This is a genomic window from Pseudomonas paraversuta, assembly GCF_904067025.1.
Taxonomy (GTDB): domain Bacteria; phylum Pseudomonadota; class Gammaproteobacteria; order Pseudomonadales; family Pseudomonadaceae; genus Aquipseudomonas; species Aquipseudomonas paraversuta.
On record NZ_CAJFDA010000001.1, the window covers coordinates 2,974,392 to 3,000,386 of the forward strand.

General features: G+C 60.1%; 22 protein-coding genes and 1 tRNA gene. 12 read left to right on the forward strand and 11 right to left on the reverse strand.

Annotated features, from left to right (window positions below):
* Nucleotides 1-28: 28 nt before the first annotated feature.
* The 4 genes from JQ848_RS13485 to JQ848_RS13500 all read right to left on the reverse strand — a co-directional run bounded on the left by JQ848_RS13485 (nt 29) and on the right by JQ848_RS13500 (nt 3,738).
* On the reverse strand, nt 29-631 hold the full coding sequence (locus JQ848_RS13485) for a hypothetical protein (protein ID WP_202210825.1): 603 nt from the start codon (nt 629-631) through the stop codon (nt 29-31).
* Between the two features lie 1,307 nt (nt 632-1,938).
* Nucleotides 1,939-2,100, reverse strand: a complete 162-nt coding sequence (locus JQ848_RS13490; RefSeq protein WP_156428477.1) for a hypothetical protein — start codon at nt 2,098-2,100, stop codon at nt 1,939-1,941.
* Entirely contained in the window at nt 2,097-2,321 is a 225-nt protein-coding gene (locus JQ848_RS13495; RefSeq protein ID WP_003446247.1) for a hypothetical protein, read from the reverse strand. Before JQ848_RS13495 ends, JQ848_RS13490 begins: the two co-directional genes overlap by 4 nt.
* A 40-nt stretch (nt 2,322-2,361) precedes the next feature.
* Nucleotides 2,362-3,738: an aminotransferase-like domain-containing protein gene (locus JQ848_RS13500; protein ID WP_202210826.1), complete on the reverse strand. Its 1,377-nt coding sequence runs from the start codon at nt 3,736-3,738 to the stop codon at nt 2,362-2,364.
* Between the two features lie 85 nt (nt 3,739-3,823).
* Here JQ848_RS13500 and JQ848_RS13505 point away from each other — a divergent pair, with 85 nt between their 5' ends.
* From JQ848_RS13505 to JQ848_RS13530, 6 genes are all read left to right on the forward strand, one after another.
* Nucleotides 3,824-4,789, forward strand: coding sequence for a threonine dehydratase (locus JQ848_RS13505; protein WP_003446249.1), 966 nt, complete (start codon nt 3,824-3,826; stop codon nt 4,787-4,789).
* Between the two features lie 56 nt (nt 4,790-4,845).
* Entirely contained in the window at nt 4,846-5,247 is a 402-nt protein-coding gene (locus JQ848_RS13510) for a hypothetical protein (RefSeq protein WP_003446250.1), read from the forward strand.
* Nucleotides 5,248-5,372: 125 nt separating this feature from the next.
* Nucleotides 5,373-5,711: a hypothetical protein gene (locus tag JQ848_RS13515; protein ID WP_010656936.1), complete on the forward strand. Its 339-nt coding sequence runs from the start codon at nt 5,373-5,375 to the stop codon at nt 5,709-5,711.
* Nucleotides 5,712-5,830: 119 nt separating this feature from the next.
* On the forward strand, nt 5,831-6,385 hold the full coding sequence (locus tag JQ848_RS13520; RefSeq protein WP_202210827.1) for a UPF0149 family protein: 555 nt from the start codon (nt 5,831-5,833) through the stop codon (nt 6,383-6,385).
* Between the two features lie 102 nt (nt 6,386-6,487).
* Nucleotides 6,488-7,168 carry a hypothetical protein gene (locus tag JQ848_RS13525; protein WP_003446253.1) on the forward strand — a complete coding sequence of 227 codons (681 nt, stop codon included), beginning with the start codon at nt 6,488-6,490 and terminating at the stop codon, nt 7,166-7,168.
* A gap of 67 nt (nt 7,169-7,235) precedes the next feature.
* Entirely contained in the window at nt 7,236-8,087 is an 852-nt protein-coding gene (locus tag JQ848_RS13530) for a CAP domain-containing protein (RefSeq protein ID WP_003446254.1), read from the forward strand.
* A gap of 79 nt (nt 8,088-8,166) precedes the next feature.
* Here the strand turns inward: JQ848_RS13530 and mqo are convergent, their stop codons facing one another.
* Nucleotides 8,167-9,813, reverse strand: coding sequence for a malate dehydrogenase (quinone) (gene mqo, locus JQ848_RS13535; RefSeq protein ID WP_003446255.1), 1,647 nt, complete (start codon nt 9,811-9,813; stop codon nt 8,167-8,169).
* A 1,109-nt stretch (nt 9,814-10,922) separates the two neighbouring features.
* Between mqo and JQ848_RS13540 the strand changes: the two genes are divergently transcribed.
* Entirely contained in the window at nt 10,923-11,282 is a 360-nt protein-coding gene (locus JQ848_RS13540; RefSeq protein ID WP_003446259.1) for a hypothetical protein, read from the forward strand.
* A gap of 6 nt (nt 11,283-11,288) precedes the next feature.
* Here the strand turns inward: JQ848_RS13540 and yghX are convergent, their stop codons facing one another.
* Together yghX and JQ848_RS13550 are read right to left on the reverse strand one after the other, a co-directional pair.
* On the reverse strand, nt 11,289-12,173 hold the full coding sequence (gene yghX / locus JQ848_RS13545) for a YghX family hydrolase (protein ID WP_003446261.1): 885 nt from the start codon (nt 12,171-12,173) through the stop codon (nt 11,289-11,291).
* 65 nt (nt 12,174-12,238) lie between these two features.
* Nucleotides 12,239-14,431 carry a GAF domain-containing protein gene (locus JQ848_RS13550; RefSeq protein WP_202210828.1) on the reverse strand — a complete coding sequence of 731 codons (2,193 nt, stop codon included), beginning with the start codon at nt 14,429-14,431 and terminating at the stop codon, nt 12,239-12,241.
* A 263-nt stretch (nt 14,432-14,694) separates the two neighbouring features.
* Between JQ848_RS13550 and JQ848_RS13555 the strand changes: the two genes are divergently transcribed.
* A complete protein-coding gene (locus JQ848_RS13555) occupies nt 14,695-15,165 on the forward strand; it encodes a hypothetical protein (protein ID WP_010657436.1) in 471 nt (156 codons plus the stop codon).
* Nucleotides 15,166-15,170: 5 nt separating this feature from the next.
* On the opposite strand, the gene JQ848_RS13560 is transcribed toward JQ848_RS13555, so the two are convergent.
* Nucleotides 15,171-17,174, reverse strand: coding sequence for a sigma-54-dependent Fis family transcriptional regulator (locus JQ848_RS13560; protein ID WP_202210829.1), 2,004 nt, complete (start codon nt 17,172-17,174; stop codon nt 15,171-15,173).
* 202 nt (nt 17,175-17,376) lie between these two features.
* On the opposite strand from JQ848_RS13560, the gene JQ848_RS13565 reads away from it, so the two are divergent.
* The 3 genes from JQ848_RS13565 (at nt 17,377) to JQ848_RS13575 (ending at nt 20,262) form a co-directional block, all read left to right on the forward strand.
* Nucleotides 17,377-18,384, forward strand: a complete 1,008-nt coding sequence (locus JQ848_RS13565; RefSeq protein WP_127196422.1) for a Gfo/Idh/MocA family oxidoreductase — start codon at nt 17,377-17,379, stop codon at nt 18,382-18,384.
* An 11-nt stretch (nt 18,385-18,395) separates the two neighbouring features.
* Complete coding sequence (locus JQ848_RS13570; RefSeq protein ID WP_003446276.1) at nt 18,396-19,190, forward strand: TIM barrel protein; 795 nt, start codon at nt 18,396-18,398, stop codon at nt 19,188-19,190.
* Between the two features lie 145 nt (nt 19,191-19,335).
* Nucleotides 19,336-20,262 carry a sugar ABC transporter substrate-binding protein gene (locus JQ848_RS13575; RefSeq protein WP_010657438.1) on the forward strand — a complete coding sequence of 309 codons (927 nt, stop codon included), beginning with the start codon at nt 19,336-19,338 and terminating at the stop codon, nt 20,260-20,262.
* A gap of 9 nt (nt 20,263-20,271) precedes the next feature.
* Here JQ848_RS13575 and JQ848_RS13580 read toward each other — a convergent pair whose 3' ends face one another.
* Complete coding sequence (locus JQ848_RS13580; RefSeq protein ID WP_029613017.1) at nt 20,272-21,177, reverse strand: LysR substrate-binding domain-containing protein; 906 nt, start codon at nt 21,175-21,177, stop codon at nt 20,272-20,274.
* A 158-nt stretch (nt 21,178-21,335) separates the two neighbouring features.
* Here JQ848_RS13580 and ydiJ point away from each other — a divergent pair, with 158 nt between their 5' ends.
* On the forward strand, nt 21,336-24,389 hold the full coding sequence (gene ydiJ, locus JQ848_RS13585; RefSeq protein ID WP_202210830.1) for a D-2-hydroxyglutarate dehydrogenase YdiJ: 3,054 nt from the start codon (nt 21,336-21,338) through the stop codon (nt 24,387-24,389).
* Between the two features lie 153 nt (nt 24,390-24,542).
* Here ydiJ and JQ848_RS13590 read toward each other — a convergent pair.
* Together JQ848_RS13590 and JQ848_RS13595 are read right to left on the reverse strand one after the other, a co-directional pair.
* A tRNA-Asn gene (locus JQ848_RS13590) sits at nt 24,543-24,618 on the reverse strand.
* Between the two features lie 64 nt (nt 24,619-24,682).
* On the reverse strand, nt 24,683-25,879 hold the full coding sequence (locus JQ848_RS13595; RefSeq protein ID WP_010657441.1) for an amino acid aminotransferase: 1,197 nt from the start codon (nt 25,877-25,879) through the stop codon (nt 24,683-24,685).
* Nucleotides 25,880-25,995: the final 116 nt, after the last annotated feature.

Sequence of the window (25,995 nt, forward strand, 5' to 3'; positions counted from 1 at the left end):
GGGGGTGACATCCCCCCGGCGTATTCACTTACAAGCCATCGCCAGGCTTGAGGGTGCGCTCGGCAACAGCTTCGGCGCTCTTTTCCTGCCATACCGGCCAGTACTCGGCACGTTTTTTCTCAACGCTGGCCTTGACCCGCTCGTACCAGGCCAGGGACTTGGGCGAGTTGGTCACCAGGTCAGTGTCTTCAACCCAGTCCTTGAAGTTTTTCGACTTCAGACTGTGGGACGCATCCGGGTCGTTACTGACCGGCCACAGAGAGAAACGGGCTTTCCACAACCCCATACGCGGTGTTACCAGGGCGTAGTAGGTTTTGCCGGCCACCAGGTCAGCTTCCATAAAGTCAGCCGCCTCGGACACCACCATAAAGGTGTGCTTGCCCGCTGTGACCGGGTGCGCGATTTTCGTACCGTTGGCCATCACCCCAATAAATCGGGTCTTGCCATCCGTCACTTCATACAGCGACGAGGTAATCGCCTTACCGGTAAAGGCGTCGCGCATAAAGACCACTTGTGCCATGTCCGGGGCAGCGGCTGGCAGCGTCTGGTCGGCCACCGGGGTCATCGGGTTGCCGGCGCAGCCGGTCAACAACAGGGTGCCCAACAAGGCAAATACATATAACGCGCGCATCTACAGCTCCTTTGAGTCGCTATTTCCTTACCCGGCGTCTGCCAGGCCGGCGGCATTATCGGTACTCGTTGCCTTGAAGGGAACCTGTGAACTCTTCAGGCCGTCGCAACCCGGATCAACGGAGCCAGGGTTTAGGTGATCGCATTCAAATACTGCCCCGTATGCCACTGAAGCCTGCACCCACGGTCGGATTTGCTTTTTCATCCGAAACGTCCGAATAACTGAGCAGCCGCCTACTACGTCTATAGGAACCGTAGTTAATTGTGAACATAGCTATTCAAAAGACTTCCGCGTCTGGGACGAGGGGGTGGATACAGCAAAAAGCAGGTCGAGGAGCCGTTGAATAGAAAGCGCTTATCACTCGCGCTCACAAAACATCGACCCCTGCCATCTTAAACTTACCTGCGTGCAAACCAACGCTTCGACGGTGTCTTTCCGGGAACACACGCGACTTGCAGAACAGCGCCAACAAAAGCAATCCACCTGACTATAGAGTCACCCTCAAAGCAACCCTTGAAAGGCAAATACAATAAAATATAGCCATCGCGTGCCACACCAAGCTGGATGCCTCCCCAAAGTACGAGAAATATAAAGAAAAACCAAAACCTTCGAGGTGTAAGATTAGCACCCGAGAGGCTTCGTGAGATTGAGTAAAAGATCAGAAAGGCGCCCAGGGATAAAAGAAAATACACGACCACTGCAATGAATTGATTACTGGTCACGACTGCTGGCCTCCACAGACAGGGTGTTTATTGTTGTGGCGTTGGAAATAACTTCAAATGTGAGTGCCGCCTTACTTGAGTGTTCATATCCACGCACAAAATCGGCGCGTACATACCTGAACAAGCGCCATGCTTACAGACGGCCGAATAATCGCAGCGACTGGATTTAGAGGTACCCTTTAGTTGACCCATCTTTCACTCCCAACAACGGTACCCGGCGCTCCCTGTCTGACAACCTTATGGTATCGAACAGCAAAGTATTCCTGCAGATTGACGTCATTAGCCAAGAGTGCGTGACCTTAACCGTCGATCGTCATGTAACAGTCATTATCCATATGCACCACGTCTTTTAATCAGCGGAGCATTCTATGACACGCAACTCATTCAGACCGTAGGATACATCCGAAAAACAACCTGCATAGTTCGAGATCAATAACAGCATATTATTGAAAGACCTGACCCGGCATTTTGCGGGCAGGCTATAAAATTGAATACTCACTTTATGTTGCACTGTTGCCAAACCCAAAAGGTTTAAAAACGGCGTAAACGGTACCTCTAATACCAGAATACTGATTTTGCTGGTAATCAATCCCCTTGGATATCACTGGCGTTGTATACGACATTCAATGCCTGATTTTCTTGCTCGATGGCAACGCTGAAAGACACCAGGCGAGCACTGCAGACATGGAGCAGGCGGTGGACAGCAATGCCATTGCCGTCACCGATATCCGGAAGTGAATCCTTCACACAGTGTATTGCTTGAACAGCTCCTCCTTGATAATCAGCAACGCGTCTTCGTAGTAACGCTCGCCCCGGGCCTCGCTGAGCAATACTGAACGCACACTGCCTTCGCCTTCGCCAGGGGTGTGTTCGCAGGTCAGGTAGAACTCGGCCGTTTCGGGCCTGAATTCCAGGTAGTAAAACAACTCGCGGCCTTCGCGGTGCCAGTAGCCTATTTCTCTGCGCATGGGTGTCCCTGGTCGGAGTTTGCGGCTGATCGCGGCGATGCTATCGCGAGCACGCCCGCTCCTGGAGGTTTTTATCCAGGCCGATGATACCGGCGATGCGCTGCAGTGCCACTTTCAGGGTCAGGGCACTTTCGGCAGCCGTCAGGCTGATGCGCACGCCATTGATGGTGGTGGATTTCACCGCAAACACGTCCCCGGGCACTACATCCACACCGGCGCCGCGACAGGCCTCGGCGAGCGATACATCGCCCTGGGCAACGCTGAGCCAGATATGCGGCGACGGAGTGTCGGACTGGTACATGGCCGCCCCCAGCAGTTTTTTCGCCAGACGCCAGCGCCGGGTCACTTCAAGGGTTTGCCACTGCGCGCGCTCATGGGCCGTTCCATCGCTTATCCACTGGCAGGCAATGGCCACGCACAGCGGCGCAACCCCCCAGTGAGCGGACTGGGCATGGGGGTCAATGCGCTCCAGCAATGGCGCACTCGCCACGATCCAGCCCATGCGTACCCCCGCGGCGACAGTCTTGGACAAGCTGCTCACCAGCACCCCGAAATCCGGTAAATAGCGGTACAGCGGCGGACTGTCGGTCAGCGCCCCGTAGACATCATCTTCGACCACCCAGACCCCGTGGCGCCGGGCGATCCGGGCAATCTCCTGTTTGCGCTCGACACTCATCAGCGCTGAAGTCGGGTTTTGCAGGGTTGGCGTGAGCACTGCAATCCTGGCGCCCGTGGCGCGGATCATGCGGTCAAAATCCTCCGGCACGATACCTTGGCAATCCATCACCACGCCGTGCATCGGCAGGCGTAACTGCGCGCAGGCGGCCTTGATTCCCGGTGCGGTAAAGGCTTCGACCAGGACCGGTTCACCGGCCTGGCATAACGACAGCAACACCGTGAACAGGCCTTGCTGGGCACCGGTGCAGAGCATGATGTTATCTACTGCCAGTTCCAGGCCCCGGCCCTTGAACCATAGCGCTCCCTGCACCCGCGCCCGCAGCAGGTCCGCGGCACTCAGATAACCTTGCAAGCGGATTGCATGGCCGCTAGCCAGCAAGCCCGACAATGCCTGCGCATCGCTTTGGCCGATGTGATCAATGGCCGGGACATTGGTTCGCAGATCGATCCGGGCAGCCTGCTCGTCGACCTGCTGCAAACGAAACAGGGTCGCCTCCTGACTGCCCGCCAGCACATAGGTCCCGCGCCCGACTTCACCCGATACCAGATGCCGGCGCGCAGCCTCGCGGTAAGCCTGCATGGTGGTGCTGGGGTTCCAGCCCAGGGCCCAGGCCAGCCGCCGTTGCGGTGGCAGGCGCGCCCCCGGCTTGAGATCGCCACAGGCAATGGCCCGGGCAATGGCCTCCACCAGCGCCAGATAGCGCGGTTGCGGGGATTCGCCGAGGTCAGGTATCCACATTTATTGTTGGCCATGCAATATAAGGGTCGGCCCATACAATGCCGCGCGCCTAGAATCGAGTCAAACCCCTGGATGACGGTGCGCCATGTTTGATTTGAACTCCCTTCGCCTCGCCGCTACTGATGTGTACCGCAGCATGGCGCCTACCCCGCAACTGGCCTGGCCGCTGCTGGCCGATCGCCTGGGCTGCACGGTGTGGGTCAAGCACGAAAACCACACCCCCACCGGCGCCTTCAAAGTGCGCGGCGGCCTGTTGTATGTGCAGGGCCTGCTTGCGCGCGAGCCCGCTATCAAGGGGCTGGTTACCGCAACCCGTGGCAATCACGGGCAAAGCCTGGCACTGGCCGCCAGCCGCATGGGGCTGACAATCAGCATCGTGGTGCCCGAGGGCAATTCCCTGGAAAAAAACGCCGCCATGCGCGCCATGGGCGCCACCGTGATCGAGTGCGGCAAGGACTTCGATGAAGCCCGCAGCAAAGCCGCCGCCCTGGCCCAAAACCATGATTTGCATCTGGTTCCGGCCTTCCATCCCGACCTGATTCGCGGAGTGGCGACCTACGCTCTGGAATTATTCGAAGCCGTAAGTGAACTGGATACGGTGTATGTACCCATCGGCATGGGCTCGGGAATTTGCGGGCTGATCCGCACCCGTGATCTGCTGGGGCTCAAGACCAGGATCGTCGGCGTGGTGTCGAGCCATGCCGATGCCTTTGCGCAAAGTTTTGAACAGGGCCGGGTCATCTGCACCGATACCGCGCACACCTTTGCCGATGGTCTCGCCTGCCGCCAGCCATTGCCCGAGTCGCTGGCAATCATCGCCAAGGGCGCGGCACGGGTTATTCGGGTGTCGGACCGGGAAATAGCCAACGCCATGCGCCTGTGCCATGAAACCACCCACAACACCGCCGAAGGCGCAGGTGCCGCCGCGCTGGCCGGCTTGATCCAGGAACAGGCGCAGCAGCAAGGCCGGCGGGTGGCGGTGATTCTGAGCGGAGCCAATATTGACCGCCAGCTGTATGCCGGGATTCTGGACGAAGGTTTTGACGCATAAGCCTCTGATAGCGCTGCGTCTGGACGCCTGAACCGCAGCGCGACTATGCTGGGCCGATGACTCCTTCCCCGGCCGTGCGCTCTCCCTGCCCTCCCGGCGCCTGCAATTGCGAGCGGGAACAGCTGTTGGCGACGCCTGAGACCGACCTGCGCATCCTCAGCCTGACCCGCCAGGCTGAGAAAGTCCTGCTGCAACGACTGGAGAACATTCAAAGCCTCAGCGACCTCGAACATATGCAGCGCCGGATGCACGAGCAGTTGGGCATCCGGGTGGCCATCGAGCCCGGCTTCAATGAGGTGCGGACCATGCGCGGGATCGACATCCGGGTGCTGGAGCAACCCGGCCTGTGCCGCAAAACCCGCCAGGAGATCCCAGCAGCCATCCGCCGTGCACTGCAAAAACACCCCGAAATTGCCTACAAGCTGCTGGACAGTCACGACCTGCTGCGCGACACCTGAGTCGCACCGCCCATGGGCTGTTTGATGGCAAAAAGGCCTTATTTGGTAACAGCACACTGAATTAGCTTGCCATCATCGGCGTAGCACCCTATAAGCGCGTCTTTCAAACCAATTAGAGTCTTAACATGAGCTCCGGATTCACCGAGGACGAAATGCGCAGAGCGCTCGGCCTTGACACTCCTGCCACCCCCGTTGCGCCCCCTGTCGTTGTGAAACCCGAGCCTGTCCCGGTCAAGCCTGCGCTGCTGTCGCCCAAGACACCGACCAAGGAGCCGGTCAAGCGCCGCGGCCCGATGCTGCGCGTCACCCTGCAGGTGAGCAAAGAGTACGACGGAGAAGAAACCCGGTTCGTGCATGATGCCAAGACCTTGAGCCGGTTCGATGCGGAACAGGCCGCCAAAAAAGCCCTGGCCAAAGCCGGGTTTAAATACTTTGTGGTCGAGTCTATTGTTCAGGTTGATTGACTTGCAGACCCCATAGGCAATTGGCTCTGGATTAAAGTCGCGGCAGAAGGCATTCTCCGCGACTTTTTAACGCTCAGCCCTGCGTCCCCAAGATGCGCAACCGGTCAAGGAACCTGCCCATGCAAACTCAACCGCTGAACGACGCCGATTTCGAAATCCTCGACGACATCCTGCTCAAACATGGCGACGACCACTCCGTGCTCAACACCTGCGAGCTGGATGGTTTCTTCACCGCGCTGGTCTCCGGCCCGGCACAGGTCGACATCGCTGACTGGTTCCCGGCTATCTGGGGCGGCCAGAACCCGAACTGGGAAAACACCGGTGAAGCCAAGCAGTTCATCGAGCTGAGTGTGCGCCACATGAACACGCTGGCCCGCCAACTGGCCAATGGCAGCGAAGTATTCGCCCCCCGCTTCGAACAAACCGAGCATAACGGCCAGCCCGTTACCCTTGCCGAAGAATGGTGCTTTGGCTACTTGCGCGGTGTCGCCGTGGCCAACTGGACACCCTTGCCTGTGATTCAGGCGCAGCTGCTGCAGGGCATTTCCGAATGTGCCGAACAGGACAACTTCGAGCTGCCGCAGGATCTGGACGTGGCCGCCCATCAGCAACAGGTTGCTGAAATCGAGCCGGCAGCACGTGGCCTGCATGACTTCTGGTTGAGCCAGCGCTAAACCCGCCTGCGCAGTAGCAGCAAGCTTGCTCGCGAGTTGTTGAAGAGCTCGCGAGCAAGCTCGCTCCTGCAGATATATTGCGGCACCCGGAGACAATGATTCATGACCACCCTCACCCACTTCGACACCCCCTGCCCCGAGTCCGTCAACGGCCAGATCCTGCAACTGGTGGTCGACCACCTGACCGACATCAGTGCCATGGAGATTGCCCCGAGCAATCTGCTGTACAGCATCTATCAATATGCAATCGGCTTTGAAGTCCATCTGTACCTGGAAGCACTCGGCGGTGGCAAAGGGATAGCCGTTGAGCTGATAGTCGCCACCGATGACCAGGACCCGGAAAAAGTCACCGGTTTCGTGCTGTACCTGCCGGTCAAGGATGACCCGCAAGCCTGCGGCATCGCTTACATGGCAGAGCTGGCCAGTCATCGACACCTGGGAGTGACTCAGGCAATGGTCCGGGAAGTGGTGCGCCGCTACCCCCATTGCGAATTGACCTGCAGCGTGAGCAAGGTCGCGGCTTTTGAACAATCGGGGTTTCAGGTGCTGGGCACCCGCGGCCCGCAAGTACTGATGAACACCCGCGACCACAGCACTGATGGCCTGATGGGTGTGCTCGACGTGGCCGCCGTCTATAACTCGACCGAAGTGCGGCAGATCCATACCTATCTGCTACAACGCAACGGCAAAAAAGCCATGCTCGATGCCGAGAAAAAGCGCGACCGCCAGATCGATCAACTGAGCGCCAGGGCCAGGGCTTTTGTGGCGCAGGTAAAAGGCTGATAAAGCGATTGCCCCTGCCGGGGTGAAATAACGCATCATGGGCGCACTCCGGACAGAGGAAACCTTTATGCGTGTTCATTTCACCCTGACCCGTTTTGCCGCCCTGGCCCTGGGGCTGGTATTGAGCGGCACGGCTGCAGCCAGCGAAGAGTCGCAACTGGTGGACGCGATCAACGCCTACCGTAGCCAGATCCAGCCCTGTGCAGGCCAGGCCTCGCAAGAGCTGCCGCCATTGGCCGCGGATACCCGCCTGATACTGCCGCCCACCCGCTTTGGTGATCTGCAGGAAGCCCTCGGGCGGGCGGCCTACCCCATGGTTAACGTGCAGGCGATCAATCTCTCCGGGCCACGTGATGCCCAGGCCGCCATGCAGGCCGTCCAGGAAAGCTTCTGCAAAGTGGTACTGGACCCGCAATTTGTCGATATCGGCGTCAGCCATAACGAGCGCGACTGGCGCATCGTGCTGGCGCGCCCCTTGTTGACCGGGCGCCTGGGCGACGCGCAAGCCGAAGGCCAGAAGGTGCTTGAGCTGATCAACAGCGCCCGTACCCAGCCCCGCCAGTGCGGCACCCAGGCCTTCAGTCCCACGACACCCGTCACCTGGAACGCGACACTGGCCACAGCTGCCCAAACCCATACCCGGGACATGGCCAATAACAACTACTTCGATCACAAGGACCGCACCGGTGGCACGCCGGGGGATCGCGCCGAGATGGCGGGCTATATAGGTCAGCAAATCGGCGAGAATATTGCCGCTGGCCTGGACACACCGCGCAAGGTGGTCGATGGCTGGCTGGCCAGTCCCGGACATTGTGCCAATGTGATGAATCCGCAGTTCCGCGAATTGGGTGCCGCTTACGCGGTAGACCCGAAAAGTGACGCAGGGATTTACTGGACCGCGTTGTTCGGTACGCAGTGAGCTGAGCGAGGGGGATGTTGCGAGGGGGTGATACGAAGAAAACAGCCCCGCCCGACCTGCGTCGGGCGGGGCTGATTTTTTACAGCGCCATGTCGGCCGCTGGATTGCTCGGCGCAGGCTTGGCCTGTGCGTCAGCAGGAGTTGCAGTGTGCGTTGCAGCCGGGATTGCCGGCGGCGGAGTCAGTTGCAGGACTTCGGCGGTGTAGGCCCATTCCTTGGCAACGCGATCCGGATCGCCATTGAGCTTGGTGCCATAGCTCGGCACGATCTGGTGCAGCTTGGCTTGCCACTCAGGGCTCGCAACCTTGTCCTTGAACACGGTTTCAAGCACGGTCAGCATGATTGGCGCGGCGGTCGATGCACCAGGCGAAGCGCCCAGCAGACCGGCGATGCTGCCATCTTTGGCGCTGACAATTTCGGTACCCAGTTTCAGCACGCCGCCCTTCTCTTCATCACGCTTGATGATCTGAACGCGCTGGCCGGCCTGCCACAGGCGCCAGTCTTCAGACTTGGCATCCGGGAAGTACTCTTTCAACGCATTGAAGCGGTCTTCGTCCGACAGCATCAGCTGACCGGCCAGGTATTCAACCAGCGGGTACTGTTCGATACCGACTTTGGTCATTGGCCAGATGTTGTGGGTGGTGGTGCTGGTCAGCAGGTCCAGGTACGAACCTTCTTTGAGGAACTTGGTGGAGAAGGTAGCGAACGGGCCAAACAGGATGACGCGCTTGCCATCCAGCACGCGGGTGTCCAGGTGCGGAACCGACATCGGTGGCGCGCCTACCGAAGCCTTACCGTAAGCCTTGGCCAAATGCTGCTGGGCAACAGTCGGGTTATCGGTCACCAGGAACGAGCCGCCAACCGGGAAGCCTGCGTATTCCTGGGCTTCAGGAATGCCGGACTTCTGCAGCAGGTGCAGTGCACCGCCGCCTGCGCCGATAAATACAAACTTGGCGTCGGTGGCAGTTTCAGAACCGTCTTTCAGATTTTTGTAAACCACATGCCAGGTGCCATCAGCGTTGCGAGTGATGTCCTTGACTTCACTCGACAGCTTCAGCGAGAAGTTGGGCTTGGTTTGCAGGTAAGCCGCGAACTGACGCGTGATTTCGCCGAAGTTGACGTCGGTACCCAGTGGAGACCAGGTGGCCGCGATTTTCTGGTTCGGGTCACGCCCTTCCATCATCAGCGGAACCCACTTCTTGATCTGAACCGGGTCTTCGGAGTACTGCATGCCGGCGAACAGAGGGCTCGCCTGCAGTGCTTCGTAGCGCTTCTTCAAGAACTTGATGTTGTCATCGCCCCACACAAAGCTCATGTGCGGAGTGGAGTTGATGAACGAACGCGGATCTTTCAGTACGCCGTTCTTGACCTGCCAGGACCAGAACTGACGCGATACCTGGAAGGCTTCATTGATTTCAATGGCCTTCGGGATTTCGACGTTACCGTTCTTGTCTTCCGGGGTGTAGTTCAGCTCGGCCAAAGCCGAGTGACCGGTACCCGCGTTGTTCCAGCCATTGGAGCTTTCAAGGGCAACGCCATCGAGACGTTCAACCATCTCCATGGACATGCCGGGTTCCAGCTCATTGAGCCAGACACCCAGAGTTGCGCTCATGATGCCGCCGCCGATCAGCAGAACATCCACCTGTTTGGTCTCGGCAGCCTGCACGGACGTAAGTCCCATGGTCAGCGCCAGGCCCAGTAGCCCCTTATTCATTTTTTTAAACATTTTTGGTACCTAAGATAAAACGCCATCTACCCGGCACGCGGTTCATGACAGAGCTCGACCCGGTGCAGGCATGTGGCCTGCAATCGAACCGGTCTTCAAGCCTTGAACGGGTAGAGTTATAAGGCCTATGTACACTATAGACCTCACTTTTATGTACCTTGGGCGCTGATCTCTTATTGATTTTGGCTTCAGCTACTTGGGTGACATTCATGCTTGCAACTTATGCGATCCCTTTGCTCTGCGACCTGCCCGCAGCTCCTTCCGGGGAGCCTGCGTGGACCTTGTAGCCCGGGGCGGCCAGTCTGAAGCCGCGACATTCTACCTCAGGTGGCACTTTGGACGAAAACCGATATTTCAGCGCTGCGCCAGTACCCGGATCGCCGGCAAGCCGGCTCCCACAACAAATGCATCAAACCTGTGGGAGCGGGCTTGCCCGCGATGATTTCAGCGCTGCGCCAATGCCCCCATCGCGGGCAAGCCGGCTCCCACAACAACTGCCGCAAACCTGTGGCAGCGGGCTTGCCCGCGATGATTTCAGCGCTGCGCCAGTGCCTCCATCGCCGGCAAGCCGGCTCCCACAACAAATGCATCAAACCTGTGGCAGCGGGCTTGCTCGCGATGATTTCAACGCTGCACCAGCGCCCCCATCGCCGGCAAGCCGGCTCCCACAACAACTGCCGCAAACCTGTGGGAGCGGGCTTGCCCGCGATGATTTCAGCGCTGCGCCAATGCCCGAATCGCCGGCAAGCCGGCTCCCACAACAACTGCCGCAAACCTGTGGCAGCGGGCTTGCCCGCGATGATTTCAGCGCTGCGCCAGTGCCCCCATCGCCGGCAAGCCGGCTCCCACAACAACTGCGTCAAACCTGTGGGAGCGGGCTTGCCCGCGATGATTCCAGCGCTGCGCCAATGCCCGAATCGCCGGCAAGCCGGCTCCCACAACAGCTGCCGCAAACCTGTGGGAGCGGGCTTGCCCGCGATGATTTCAACGCTGCGCCAATGCCCGAATCGCCGGCAAGCCGGCTCCCACAACATCTGCCTCAACCAGACCCAAAACTCCAAACTCACGTATGATTGGCCCTTTGCCCCGCCCGCCAACAGGATTCACCCATGTCTTTAAGCAAAGCCAACCAGGCCAAAATTGAACGCCGCCTGGTTAAAGCCCTGACCATTGCCTGTGAAAAGGCGAAAAATGAAATCCCGGGGTTTGTCTGGCTGACCCACACCGTCAACTATGAGGCCTTCCCTGCCAGCCTGAAGATAGTCTGGGTGTTCGATACCAAGGACAGCAAAGACTTTGCCCTGGCCGATGGCGAGGCGCACTTCATGGTCGAGTTGACCGACAAGGCCCTGGCTGACGCCGATGTGCGGGTGCGCAACGCCGCCACCCACGTGTATTACGATTCCGAAGAAGAATGCCAGCGGGCCTGTGGCGGCAATTGGCCAAAACGCCTGTCGAACAAAGGCTGAGGCCGGTTACGACAGGTACTTGCCAAACCAGTCCAGGGTTCTGCTCCACGCCAGCGTAGCGGCTGCTTCATCGTAGCGAGGCGTGGAGTCATTATGAAAACCGTGGTTTACATTCGGGTAGATAAACGCCTCGTAGACTTTCCCGTTGGCCTTCAAAGCCTGTTCATAGGCCGGCCAGCCCTCGTTGATGCGCGTATCCAGCCCGGCGTAATGCAGCATGACGGGAGCCTTGATCCGGCTCACTTCATTGGCGCCAGGCTGACGCCCGTAAAAGGACACCGCTGCCCCCAGCTCCGGATACGCCACCGCCGCCGCATTGGCCACCCCGCCCCCATAACAGAATCCTGTGATCCCGACTTTTCCGGTACCGGCATCGTGCTGCATCAACCATTCAATGGCGGCGAAAAAGTCATTCATCAGCTTTTCCGGGTCCACCGTCTGCTGCAGCGCCAGACCTTTTTCGTCGTTGCCGGGATAGCCCCCCACCGACGACAGGCCGTCTGGAGCCAGGGCGATAAAACCCTGCTTGGCCAGCCGCCGCGCAACATCCTCGATATAGGGGTTGAGCCCGCGATTTTCGTGAACCACTACCACCGCGGGCAACTTGCCCTGCGCCTTGGCTGGACGTACCAGATAACCGCGCACCTGCCCGTGCCCCTTGGGCGAGGGATACGTGATGTACTCGGCCAGGATGTCCGGATCGGTGAAAGCCACCTGCTCGGCAAGGGCATAATCGGGGCTGAGTGCGTTCAGTATCGAGAGTGCTGACACGCCTGCGCAAATGACCGCCGCCCGATCCAGAAACTGGCGCCGGTTGATTTTACCGTGGGCGTAATAGTCATAGAGTTCAAGCAATTCAGGAGCAAAGTCTTTAGCAGTGAGACGGGGCATCTGTGCGCTTCCTTTTGAACCTGGTTGAACGTGCATGAGCAAGCGCATCAACCCTGCGCCGGCAGTTATTTTTTTCTGATGGCCTTGAGCAAAATACGGGAAACCTGATCCGCCGAATACGGCTTGGCTAAAAACTCAACGCCCTCGCAAGCACTGCGGGCCAACTCATCACTGTAGCCCGAGGCCAGAATCACAGGCAGTTCGGCGCGCCGCAGACGCAGCTCCCGGGCCAGCGCCACCCCGCTCATGCCGGGCATGACCACGTCCGAAAAAATGGCATCGAACGCCATTGCGTCCGGTCCCACCATCAACAATGCCTCTTGCCCATTGGCCGCCCATGCGGTTTCGTAGCCCAGATCCTGGAGGATCTGATTGGCAAAACGCCCCACTTCAAGATTGTCTTCTACGATCAGCACCCGGTATTTACCCTCCTCTGCGGATGGCTCGCCCCACTGCTGGCCATCGGCAGGCAGCTCATCGACCCCGCTCCCGTCGACCTGGGGCAGATACAGGGTGAACCGCGCGCCCTGGCCGGCAATACTGGACACATCAACGTTGCCGCCTGACTGCTTGGCAAAACCGAAAACCTGGGACAGCCCCAGCCCGGTACCCTTGCCCACCTCCTTGGTGGTAAAAAACGGCTCGAAAATATGCTCCAGCACCCGGGCGTCAATCCCGCCACCGGTGTCCTGCAAGGAAATGGCGGCGAAGCTGCCCCGGGATCCGGCATGGCCACGGATTGGCGGCAACGCAACATTGTGGTCCAGACGAAGTATCAGGCTGCCCTGGCCTTCCATCGCATCGCGGGCGTTCAAGGCAATGTTGATCAGCGCGGTTTCAAACTGGCTGGAGTCGGCACGGATGTAATACGCCTGCTCGGGCAACTGGACATTCACTTGAATACGCGCCCCCGTGAGCGTATTCAGCATGTCGCCAATATCCTGGATCCGCTGCCCGACATTGAACACCTGCGGGTTCAGCGGCTGGCGCCGGGCGAAAGCCAGCAGCTGGCTGGTGAGCTTGCTGGCACGCTCGACGGTGTCGGAGACCGCACTCATGTAACGCTCCCGGCGTTCGTCCGAGAGGTTGGGCATGCGCAGAAAGTCCACCGAGGAACGAATAATGGTCAGCAAGTTGTTGAAGTCATGGGCCACACCGCCGGTGAGCTGGCCGATGGCTTCGAGCTTTTGCGACTGACGCAGGGCCGCTTCGGCAACCAGCAGACGCGCGCTGCGCTCCTGTACCCGCTCCTCCAGGGTCAGGTTCAAGTGCTCCAGTGCGGCCAGCCCCTCACGCACAGCAGCATCGGCCCGGGCACGCTCAATATGGGCCCAGGAACGCTCGGCCACCTCACCCAGCAAAGCCAGCTCGTAAGGTGACCAGGTACGTGGCGCCTTGTCGTGAATGGCCATCAGGGCCGTCAGCTTGCCGCCCTTGATCAGCGGCAGGCACAGGGCGGAGACAATCCCGAACGCACGGAAAGTGGCTGCAACCCCGGGGGCCAGATCACTTGCAATATCATTGATCACCAGCGGCTGGCCGGCGCGAAGGCTGGCCAGCGGCCCCTCCCCGAAATCACCCAGGCGGTATTGACCGAACAGGCTGGTAGCGTCTTCGACGAGCCAGTTGTCACGAATGAAAAAGCCGTCTTCATCGTCCTCCATGTCCGCATAGGCGCAATGGGTGACCTTCAGATACCCGGCCAGTGTGTCCATGGTGGCCTGCATGATTTCCCGGGGGTCGCTGGTCTCGGTCACGGCACTGCCGATGGCATCCAGCACCGCCAGGCGCTGGGTCATAAGAACCGTGGCTGTGGTTTCAGTCACCGTGTTGAGCATCCCCACCACCTGGCCGAACTGATCGCGGATCGGGCTGTAGCAGAAGGTGAAGTACGCCAGCTCGGGCCGGACGCTGCGCTGAATCACCAGGGGAAAGTTTTCGATATAGGTGGCCTGCCCGGCAAATGCGTCATCGGCGATGCCACTGATTTCGCTCCAGGCCTCTTTCCAGACATCACTGAAGGGCCGCCCCAAGGCTTCAGGCTTGGTCCCGAGAATGGGCACAAACCCATCGTTGTAGAGGGTGATTAAATCCTCTCCCCAGACAATCGACTGCGGAAAGTGCGAGGCCAGCACCAGTGCCACGGTGGTTTTCAATACATCCGGCCACCCATCGAGGGGGCCAAGAGAGGTACTGGCCCAGTCATGATTTCTGATCTTTTGGGCCATTACACCGTCGTGCTGGAGCCAGTCAGCCATTGCGCTCTAATCCTGTTTACCACTGGTTGCCGGAAAGGCACCGCCAATTATGGGGCAGGCCATCAGGCCAGTAGACATATTTTGAAAATACTTGGTTCCACCCTGCACACCTAATGAATGCGCCGCGTCCCTGCCTGTCCGGCTCCGGGTGAACGGGCGCCATGACTTTACCGCTGTCACCGCACCGGCCGCACAGCTACCATCCCCGCCGCGCAGGTCTGATGAGGCGCGAACACACAACCTGAATCAGGAGGGAGTAAACGGTGAAAATTGCACTTGTACTGCTGTTGAGCGCGCTGTCCATGCCGGCTTTTGCCGCCAACATCGGTGATCACCTGACACCCTGGACTCTGCAAGACCAGCATGATCAACCCTATACCCTGGATGCCCAGACCCGCGTGCTCCTGGTGGCGCGCAACATGGACGGTTCCAAGCTGGTGAAAGCCGCGCTGGAAAACCAGCCAAAGGGCTACCTGCAAGCCCGCGATGTTGCCTTCCTTGCAGATGTACAACGCATGCCATCGTTGATCGGCAAATTCATCGCCATCCCGGCCATGCGTGACTACAACTACCGCGTGATACTGGATCGCGATGGCAGTATTGCCGCCAACTACCCTGGCGCCGAAGACAAGGTGCTCTGGATGCAACTGGACAACGGCACCCTGGTCGCACAGCAGGAGTTTGCCGATGCCGATGCGCTGCGCGCAGCCCTGGAACAACTGCCGGCCCGTTGAAGGGGCTAATCGGCCCCCGGGCGATAGGCGTCGACGCTGAGCCCGAAGCGCTTGATCTTGTTGTACAGGCCTGCGCGGGACACCTGTAACTGCTGCGCGGCCAGGCGGATATTGCCTTTTGTATCTCGCAGCGCCGCGCAGATCGCATTCGCTTCCACGGCCCCCAAACCCGGCCCGGCGCCAGGCTCGGGCACATCTTCCAGCGCGGCCCGCGGTTGCCCCTGAACGATGTCCAGTGGCAGGTCGCCCACCTCGATCTGCGCGGTTGCGGCCAGATTGGTGGCGCGTTCGATCACGTTTTCCAGCTCCCGGACATTTCCCGGCCAGCTATGGGCCGTCAACATGGCCAGAGCCTGCGGGGATATGCCCAGCACCGCCTTGCGCAGTGAACGGGCGCAACGGCCGAGGAAATGCCGGGCCAGCAGCGCAATGTCTTCACGGCGCATGCGCAATGGCGGAACCGTCAGGTTGAGCACATTCAGGCGGTAATACAGATCCTCGCGAAAAGCTCCATCAGCCACGGCCTGACTCAGGTTGCGGTGGGTGGCGGCAATAATCCGCACATCCACCCGTTGCGACTTCTTGGCCCCCACCCGCGTCACTTCACCCTCCTGCAGCACCCGCAACAGGCTGACCTGGGCATCGAAGGACATATCGCCGATTTCATCCAGAAAAATGGTGCCGCCATCGGCCAGTTCGAACTTCCCCGCCGAGCCTCCACGCGCCGAGCCGGTAAAGGCCCCTTCGACATGACCGAAGAGTTCGCTTTGCACCAGATCACGGGGGATGGCGCCGCAATTGACCGCCACGAAGGCGCCACTGGCCCGCTCGCTGGCATTGTGGATAGCCTGGGCGAAGAGTTCTTTGCCGGTGCCGCTTTCGCCCAGAATCAGCGTGGTTGAATCGCTGCGGCTGGCAATCCGCCCCAGATGCAAAGCATCTTCAATAGCCCGGGACTGCCCCTCAATGGTGTCAAAGGTATAGGTCGCCTGGGTGCCGATGATGCGCCGGGTGATTTCACGAATTCGTCGGTGCTCGCGCAGCGACACAATGCGTCCGCCCTGCTCCAGGGAACACACCGAGACCAGACAGGCCAGGTGGCTGCGATCAGGCAGTACAAAGGTGCAATCCAGATCGCGCAGGCTTTCCCCTGAGTGGAGCAAAATCTCATCCGTCAGCTCGCTTTGCCCCAGCTTGCGGAACGGGCAACCCAGCACATCCAGCCCGACGCGGAACAATTGCCGGCCATAGCGGTTGATGGCCTTGATCCGACCTTGACCGTCCAGCACCACCAGCCCCTCGTTGAGTACCTCGAGCACCGCCTGTTGCTGCTCCAGCAGTTCCTGCAGCGCCAACTGCCGCGATACCGCCTCGGCCGCCGCCTGCACCGTGCCCAGGGTGTGAAAGTGGAACCACCCCGGCTCGGCCGTCAGGGTCAGCATGCCCTGGGTCTTGCCCTGGGCATCGCGGATCGGTGCCGCAGCGCAGTGCATGCGGCGCTGGCGCAAAGCCGTGGCAAAATTTTCTTCAGCCAGTACATACACCGGACGGTCCTCGGCGATGGCCAGCCCGGTGCAGTTGGTGCCCTGCACCGTCTCCAGCAGGCGACTGCCGACCGGCGTCAGGTCCAGGCCACAAAAGTGCAAGGTCACGCCCTCGGCATCGGTGAGATTGATGTGCCCGCGGGGGTTGTAGGCCAGCAACCCGGTCATGACCTGTGCTGCGCCGGCAATCAGATGGCGATTGATTTCCAGCCTGGCGGCCAGCACCTGCGGGTCGACAAAACGGTAGGCGCAATCCTGCGGATCTATCCCGCAAGTCAGGCTGCGCTGCCACGAGTCCCAAATCACCTGCCTTACCCCGGCCGGCCGCGCTGCACTGCCACTGAGGCAATCCTGCCAGGCCTGCTGCACCTCAACGATGGGCCCCTCCCCCAGTGAGGCAGGCCCCAGGGCGGTAATGTAATTGAGGTCTTCGGAACTAAACGCCATCAGTTGATCAACCGTCATGTGTGGTCGCTTCCATGTCCATGTTTTAGACATGTCAGCATAGACATGTCTTAAATATGGACATGACTGCTTAAGCATTTAATTTTAAATCGTTATTTTTCAATGACTTGAACATTGGCACAGGCTTTGCTCCTGGGTCTGGTGAGCACCTGCGCTTCCAGCTGCTCAGCCAACCGCGAACAACAATAAAAGGAGTCATTACATGAGCACGCTTAAAACTATCCGCCTGGGCCTCATCGGTGCCGGGCGCATGGGCAGTTTTCATGGTCAGACGGCTGCCCTGCATATTCCGGGCGCACGTCTGGTTGCCATCGCCGACCCGACCCCGGGCCAGGCTGCGCGACTGGCCGAGACACTGGGGGTACAACGGGTCTACAGCGATCCGCAGCAACTGCTGGATGATCCACAAGTCGACGCCATCCTGATTGCCGCCCCCGCCCGCAGCCACGCCGAACTGGTGATCAGCGCCGCCGAGGCCGGCAAAAGCATTTTTTGCGAAAAACCCATGGCCATCACCTTGGAGGAAGCCGACCGTGCCATCGCTGCTGCCGCCAGGGCCAACGTGACCTTGCAGGTGGGTTTCAACCGCCGTTTTGTCCGGGGCTTTCGTGATGCCCACCTGGATGTACTCGCCGGCCGCATCGGCACTGTGCAATTGCTGCGTTCGCTGACCCGGGACCCCGGCCTGAGCAACCCGGCCGGGGTGCCCCAGTGGACGATATTCCTGGAAACCCTGATTCATGACTTCGACACCCTGCGCTACTTGAACCCCGGTGCCGAAGCGGTCGAAGTCTTCGTGATGGCCGACGCGCTGGTCGCGCCCGCCTACAAAAGCAAGGGCCTGCTGGACACCGCAGTGGTGACGATCCGCTTCGACAACGGTGCGATCGCCACCGCCGAGGCCAACTTCCAGGCCGTGTATGGTTATGACGTGCGCGGCGAGGTCTTCGGCAGTGGCGGCATGCTGACCATGGGCAGCATCGCCCGATCGGACAAGGTCGGCTACCTGGGCGACGGGATCCAGATAGAGACCCGGCGCCTCGACACTGAGCTGTTGCGCGATGCCTATATTGCCGAGCTCAATCATTTCGTCGACTGCGTTCGCACGGGCAGCAAACCACTGGCCAGCGGCGAAGACGCCCGCGCCGCGCTGGCCATTGCCCGCGCCTGTATCGAGTCAGTGCAACAGGCCGGACCTGTCCGCCTTTAAGGAGCAACAGCATGGGTTTTATTCCGTTCAAACTGGCGGTGAGTGCCGAAATGGTGTTTCTCGACCTGCCGTTCACCGAACGCGTCAAACGTATTCATGCCCAGGGCTTCAGCGTTGAAATCTGGGACTGGACCAACAAGGACATCGCCGCCCTGATTGCCACCGGCGCCGACTTCACCTCCATGACCGGCTACATCTCGGGCACCCTGACTGAACCCGAAGGCATTCGCCAGTTGCTCGACAGCGCCCGGGAATCACTGGCCGTGGCCGCGCAGCTGAACTGCCCGAGCCTCAACCTGCACGGCACCGGCCTGGGCGACCAGGGCTTGCCGGTCAAGCCGGTCAGCCATACCACTGGCCGCATGTGGCTGAGTGCCTGCAAGACCCTGGAGCAAATTGCCAGGCTGGGGGAAGCGGCCGGCAAGGTGTTCTTGCTGGAAAACCTCAACACACAGGTGGACCACCCCGGCACCCCGTTCGCCCGCGCCGAGGACACCCTGGCGTTGATCGAAGCCGTTGCCAGCCCGCACCTGAAACTGAATCTGGACCTTTACCATGCACAGATCGGCGAAGGAAACCTCATCGAGCTGATCCAGCGCGCGGGGCCGGCCATTGGCGAAATCCAGGTGGCGGATGTTCCGGGGCGCAAGGAACCCGGAACCGGCGAGATCCATTACCCGGCCATCGCCAGAGCCTTGCACGGCATCGGCTACAGCGGCGTGGTGGGACTGGAAGGCTGGGCCTCGGGCGACAGTGAGCTGGCCCTTGAGCGCTTCCGGCAAGCGTTCACCCTGCCCCGCCCGTAGTCGCTGACGAGGAACGAGGCTGCGAGCCGTTGCAATCGATGGATTCAATTACGGCTGCGGCGCCCCCGATCGCAGCCTCACGACTCGTCAACGATTACAGGTTTCAACGTAAAGGCCTGTTCATAACAACAAAAGGAAAACCCCCATGCGCTGCCGCTCTCTTTTTCTTGCCCCGCTGCTATTGCTCGCCAGCTCACTGGCGCTTGCCGATTACCGTATCGGCGTGAGCATCGCCAAGGTCGACGATAACTTCATGACCTATATCCGCAGCGGCCTGCAAGACGCCGCCAGGCGGGAAAACATCCAGATCCAGTTCGTCGACGCCCAGGGCGATGTGGTACGCCAGCTCAATCAGGTGCAGGACTTTCTCAGTCAGCAGGTGGATGCGGTGATAGTGCTGCCGGCCGACACCGGCGGTACCGCACGCATGACCCGGGCGGCCGTCGAAGCGAAGATTCCACTGGTGTATGTCAACCGCCACCCCGACACCAGGGAGCTGCCCGCAGGCGTGGTCACAGTGGCCTCCAATGACATCGAGGCCGGCCAGCTACAGATGCGTTTTCTGGCCGAGAAGCTCGGCGGCAAAGGCAATGTGGTCATCATCAAGGGCGATCTGGCGCAGAACGCCACCCATGATCGTACCGAAGGGGTCAAGCAGGTGCTCAAGGATTATCCCGGGATCAGGATTGTCGAGGAACAAAGTGGCGAATGGACCCGCAACAAAGGGATGGATCTGACCAGTAACTGGTTGCTGGCGGGCATCCCGTTCGATGCCATCATCGCCAACAATGACGAAATGGCCATTGGCGCCGCCATGGCGTTGCAGCAGGCCGGCAAGACCAAGGGCGAGATCCCGGTGGTCGGCATCGACGGGCTGCCCGACGGCCTCGCGGCGATCAAGCGCGGCCAGCTCGCAGCCTCGGTATTCCAGGACCCCAAAGCCCAGTCAAGCAAGGCCGTGGATGTCGCCCTGAAGCTGATCAAGGGCGAGCCCGTCGAGCCTGAAATCTGGGTGCCCTTCAAGCTGATCACCCCGGATCAGGTGGCGCTGTTTGAACAGAACTTCAACTAGGGGGCGCTCTCAATTGTCCGGAAACGGCAGGCTTTGCAGCCATTCACTGAAGGCAATCAGTGACGGCAGGTTCTGGTACCGGTTGGCATAGGCCAGGTAGTAGCTCCTGCCGCTTTCCAGGGGCTCGAACAGTGTCACCAGGGTGCCCGCCCTGATTTCGTCCTGCACCAGCACCCTTGGCACCAGGCCAATACCGATGCCTGCCACTACCGCCTGAATCAGATGCCCCGTCAGCTCGAAACCCGGCCCCGGACGCATCGCCCGATGATCCAGGCCGTGGCGCTCAAACCAGTCCGACCAGGCGTTGGGCCGTGACACCACACTGAGCAGCGAATGACTGGCAGCAAGGTCTGCCGGACTCATCCCGGCGTATTCAGGCAGCGCGGCAGGACTGGCCACCACCACCAGTGTTTCAGTCAGCAGCTTGTGCGAGATAAAGCCCGGCCATGGCCCTGCGCCCGCCACGATGATCGCGTTCATCTCGCCCGCAGCGCTGGCCAGGTCGGCGTGCATGATGCGCGAATGGATATGCACCACGATCTCGGGGTGCCGGGTGTAGAAGTCATTCATGCGCGGCAGCAACCACTTCGAACCGAACGTGGGCAGAACCGCCAGGTGCAGTGTCCCGCCCCGGGAGCTGAAGGCAATGGTCTGCAGCGTCGCGCTACGAATTCGCCCCAGCGCCGCTGCCAGCTCATGTTGATACAGGGCTCCGGCAGCCGTCAGCTCGATACGCCGCCCTTCGCGATGGAACAGCTCGACCCCGAGCAAAGCCTCCAGTGCCTGCACCTGGCGGCTGACAGCACTTTGGGTCAGTGACAGTTCATCCGCTGCCTTGGTGAAACTGCAATGCCTGGCCGCTGCTTCGAAAGCCACCAGTACCGACATCGAGGGGGTGAGGCGCCTCGGATTCATTCATAAACCTCATGCAAATGCTGCGTGTTTTACGTTTGTCTGCCCAAGTCGTAGCCCTGACAATGGGGTTATACCCAATTTCGCTCTAAGCCCGACTGACAAACGAGCATACGTTAAGCGAATACAGAAACGAATTCACTCAGCAGGAAACGCCGTCAATGATCGCCCGCCTCGCCCCCACGAACAGCCCGCAAGACATCTACCAGGCTTTTGTGCAGCAACTGAAAAACGAAGGGTTCGAAGGCGAGATCGCCAGCGATCATGGTTCACGCACGGTGCTGGCCACCGACAATTCAATCTATCAACGTCTGCCCCGGGCCGCCGTGTTTCCAAAGCATGACGCTGACGTCGGGCGAGTGGCCAGACTCGCAGCTCAGCCCCGGTTCCGCTCGGTGGTACTGACGGCCCGCGGAGGCGGTACCGGCACCAATGGCCAGTCCCTCACCGACGGCGTGATTGTCGACCTCTCAAGGCACATGAACCGGATTCTCGAGATCAACGTTGAGGAGCGCTGGGTGCGGGTACAAAGCGGCGTGGTCAAAGATCAGCTGAACGCTGCGCTCAAGCCCCACGGCCTGTTCTTTGCCCCCGAGCTGTCCACCTCGAACCGGGCCACCATTGGCGGAATGATCAATACCGATGCCAGCGGCCAGGGCAGCTGCACCTATGGCAAAACCCGCGACCACGTATTGGCGCTGTCCACCATCCTGCTGGGCGGCAACAGGCTCGACAGCCAGGCCGTGGAGGCCGGCCATGCCCGGCAGCAAGCCAGCCGCCAGGACATGATCGGCGAGGTCTATCGCTGCACCCAGGAGATTGCCGACAACCAGCAACAGCTGATCCAGGACATCTTCCCCAAGCTCAATCGCTGCCTCACCGGCTACGACCTGGCCCACCTGCGCGAACCCGATGGCCGCTTCAATCTCAACAGCGTGCTGTGCGGTTCCGAGGGCAGCCTGGGGTTCATTGTCGAGGCCCGGCTCAATGTGCTGCCGATCCCCCGCCATAGCATTCTGGTCAACGTGGGCTACGCCGGTTTCATGGACGCGTTGCGCGATGCCAAGGCACTGATGGCGCTCAAGCCGCTGTCGATCGAGACCGTGGATTCAAAAGTACTGATGCTCGCGATGCAGGACATCGTCTGGCACGGCGTGGCTGAATATTTCCCCCAGGACCCCGCCCGCCCCACCCTGGGCATCAACCTGATCGAATTCAGCGACGATGACCTGCAGCGCCTGGAGCAGCGCGTGCATGACTTCACCCGGCACCTGAAGTCCGACACCAGCGTCAGCCGTCTGGGGCATACCCTGGCCGTCGGCAGCGAGGCGGTGAAGCGTGTCTACAGCATGCGCAAACGCTCAGTGGGGCTACTGGGCAATGTCCAGGGCGAAGCCAGGCCCCAGCCATTTGTCGAAGACACCGCCGTGCCACCGGAGAATCTGGCGGACTACATCGCCGAGTTTCGCGACCTGCTCGATAGCCACGGCCTCGAATACGGGATGTTCGGTCATGTGGATGCCGGCGTCCTGCACGTCAGGCCGATCCTTGATATGAAAGACCCGCAGCAGGCGGCACTGATCCGCCCGCTTTCGGACGCCGTCGCGGCACTGACGAAAAAGTACGGTGGCCTGCTGTGGGGCGAACACGGCAAAGGCCTGCGCTCTGAATATGTGCCTGAGTTTTTTGCCGGGCTTTACCCCTCGCTCCAGGCCATCAAGGCAGTATTTGACCCGTTCAACCAGTTGAACCCGGGGAAAATTGCCACACCGGCGACGCTGGCTGCAGCCGCATTGACCCGGGTCGACGAAGTCCCGTTGCGCGGCGACCTCGATCGCCAGATAGATCAACGGGTGTGGCAAAGCTATCAGACCGCCGTTCAGTGCAATGGCAATGGCGCCTGCTACAACTTCGATCCCGATGACGCCATGTGCCCATCCTGGAAAGCCACCCGCAACCGCATCCACTCACCCAAGGGCCGCGCCTCCCTGATACGCGAATGGTTGCGCCTGCAAGGGGCCCAGGGCGTGGACGTACTGGGCAATCAAGCGCCAGCTTCGGCCCTCGGGCACTGGCTTGGCAAAGCCCGCAACACCCTCGCCCGACAGTTGGGGCAAAAGGATTTCTCCCACGAAGTCTACGAGGCCATGAGCGGTTGCCTGGCCTGTAAATCCTGCGCCGGACAGTGCCCGGTCAAGGTCAATGTCCCGGACTTCAGGGCGCGCTTTCTTGAGCTTTATCACAGTCGTTACCTGCGCCCGCTCAAGGATTACGTGGTCGGCTCACTGGAGTTCAGCATTCCCGTTATTGCCCGCTTCCCGAGGCTGTACAACGCCCTGCTGGGCGCCAGGCCGGTCAAGTGGATGCTTGAACATGGGGTCGGCATGGTCGATAGCCCGCTGCTGAGCCTGATGAACTTCGAGCAGCTGTGCGCCACATGGAAGGTGCAGACGGCGACAGTCAAAACCCTGTCCCGACTGACCCCGCAGCAGCGCAAGCGCAGCGTCATCCTGGTGCAGGATGCATTCACCCGCTACTTCGAGACGCCGCTGGCCGCACAGTGGATAGAGCTGATCGCGCGGCTTGGCTATCAGGTCTACCTCGCGCCGTTCTCGGCCAATGGCAAACCCCTTCAGGTGCAAGGCTTGCTGGGCGCCTTCAAGAAAGCCGCAACCCACAATGCCCGGGGCCTGCTGGCCCTGCAAAACTGCGGCGTGCCGCTGGTGGGACTGGACCCGGCGATGACCCTGGTCTACCGCCAGGAATATGCCAAGACCCTGGATCACGGCACGGTGCCCCAGGTTGCCCTGGCGCAGGAGTGGCTGGTGAGCGCCATGCCGATCCAGCCACCGGCCGCCCCGCAAAAGGTCTTTCACTTCTTGCCCCATTGCACAGAGCGCACCAATGAGCCCGCGAGCATTGATCTGTGGCAAAAGGTATTCGCAGGATGGGGGCTGAGCCTCAAGGTTTTGCCCAGCGGTTGCTGTGGCATGTCCGGCACTTACGGCCATGAAACACGCAACGTCAAAACTTCGCAGATCATCTACTCGCAATCGTGGCAGCCACTGGTAGAACAGCATCACGGCGACGGTACGCTACTGGCGGACGGGTATTCCTGCAGAAGCCAGGTCAAGCGCCAGGACGGCAAAGAATTGCTGCATCCCCTGCAGGCGCTGCTTGGGCATTTGCGTGAGGGCGATCACCCCCCCCGGTAATCGCCGGCCGGCGATGATCGACGATAAAACCCGTGACTGCTGTTGGACGCGGCGTTTTTCAGATCATCGCCAGGCAGGCCCGCTTCGACCCGGGCCCGGGCAAAAAATCACGGGCAAAAAAAAGCCGCTATCGCTAGCGGCTTTTTTACTATCTGGCTCCACGACCTGGACTCGAACCAGGGACCCAATGATTAACAGTCATTTGCTCTACCAACTGAGCTATCGCGGAATGGCGTCTATCTTACTGATATAAAAAGAGAAGTCAACACTTTCGATGACTTCTCAGGGATTATTCAGATGACCTGAACAATCGCATCGGTAACCGCTTCAATGTTGCGCTGATTCAAAGAAGCGACGCAGATACGGCCGGTGTCGAGGGCATAGATACCGAACTCGGTACGCAGACGCGCCACTTGCTCAACGGTCAGGCCGGAGTACGAGAACATGCCACGCTGACGCGCAACAAAGCTGAAATCGCGCCCCGGAGCCTTCTTCGACAGCAGCTCTACCATTTGCAGACGCATGCCGCGAATGCGCAGGCGCATTTCAGCCAGCTCTTCTTCCCACATTGCACGCAGCTCAGGGCTGTTGAGCACCGCTGCGGCGATGGTTGCACCGTGGGTCGGCGGGTTGGAGTAGTTGGTGCGGATCACACGCTTGACCTGGGACAGAACCCGGGCGCTCTCATCCTTCGACTGGGTGATGACCGACAATGCACCCACGCGCTCGCCGTACAGCGAGAACGACTTGGAGAACGAGCTGGAAACGAAGAAGCTCAGGCCCGACTCGGCGAACAGGCGCACTGCGGCGGCGTCTTCGTCAATGCCGTCGCCAAAACCCTGGTAGGCCATGTCCAGGAACGGGATCAGGCCTTTGGCCTTGACCACGTCCAGCACGTTCTGCCAGTCGGCCGCCGTCAGATCGACGCCGGTCGGGTTGTGGCAGCACGCGTGCAGCACAACCACGGAGCCAGTCGGCAAGGCGTTGAGGTCTTCGAGCATGCCGGCACGGTTTACGTCATGGCTGGCAGCGTCGTAGTAGCGATAGTTCTGCACCGGGAAACCGGCAGCTTCGAACAATGCGCGATGGTTTTCCCAGCTTGGATCGCTGATGGCGACCACAGCACCCGGCTGCAGCTGCTTGATGAAGTCGGCACCGATCTTCAGTGCACCGGTGCCACCCACGGCCTGGGTGGTGATCACACGGCCAGCGGCCAGCAGCGGCGATTCGGCACCGAACAGCAGCTTTTGCACGGCTTGGTCGTAGGCGGCGATGCCATCGATCGGCAGGTAGCCACGGGATGCATGCTGAGCAACCCGGATCGTTTCGGCTTCGACAACGGCACGCAAGAGTGGAATTCGTCCCTCCTCGTTGCAGTAAACACCGACCCCCAGATTCACTTTGCTGGTACGAGTATCGGCGTTAAATGCTTCGTTGAGGCCCAGGATAGGATCGCGTGGTGCCATTTCGACAGCGGAGAACAGGCTCATTATTACGGCGGCTCTGAATGGGGAATGGAGGGGGTGACAACGCTCCAGCCGATTGCACTAGAGCGGTGCACAAACGGGGAGCAAGTATAAAGGCGATAGCGATTCGGGCAACAGGG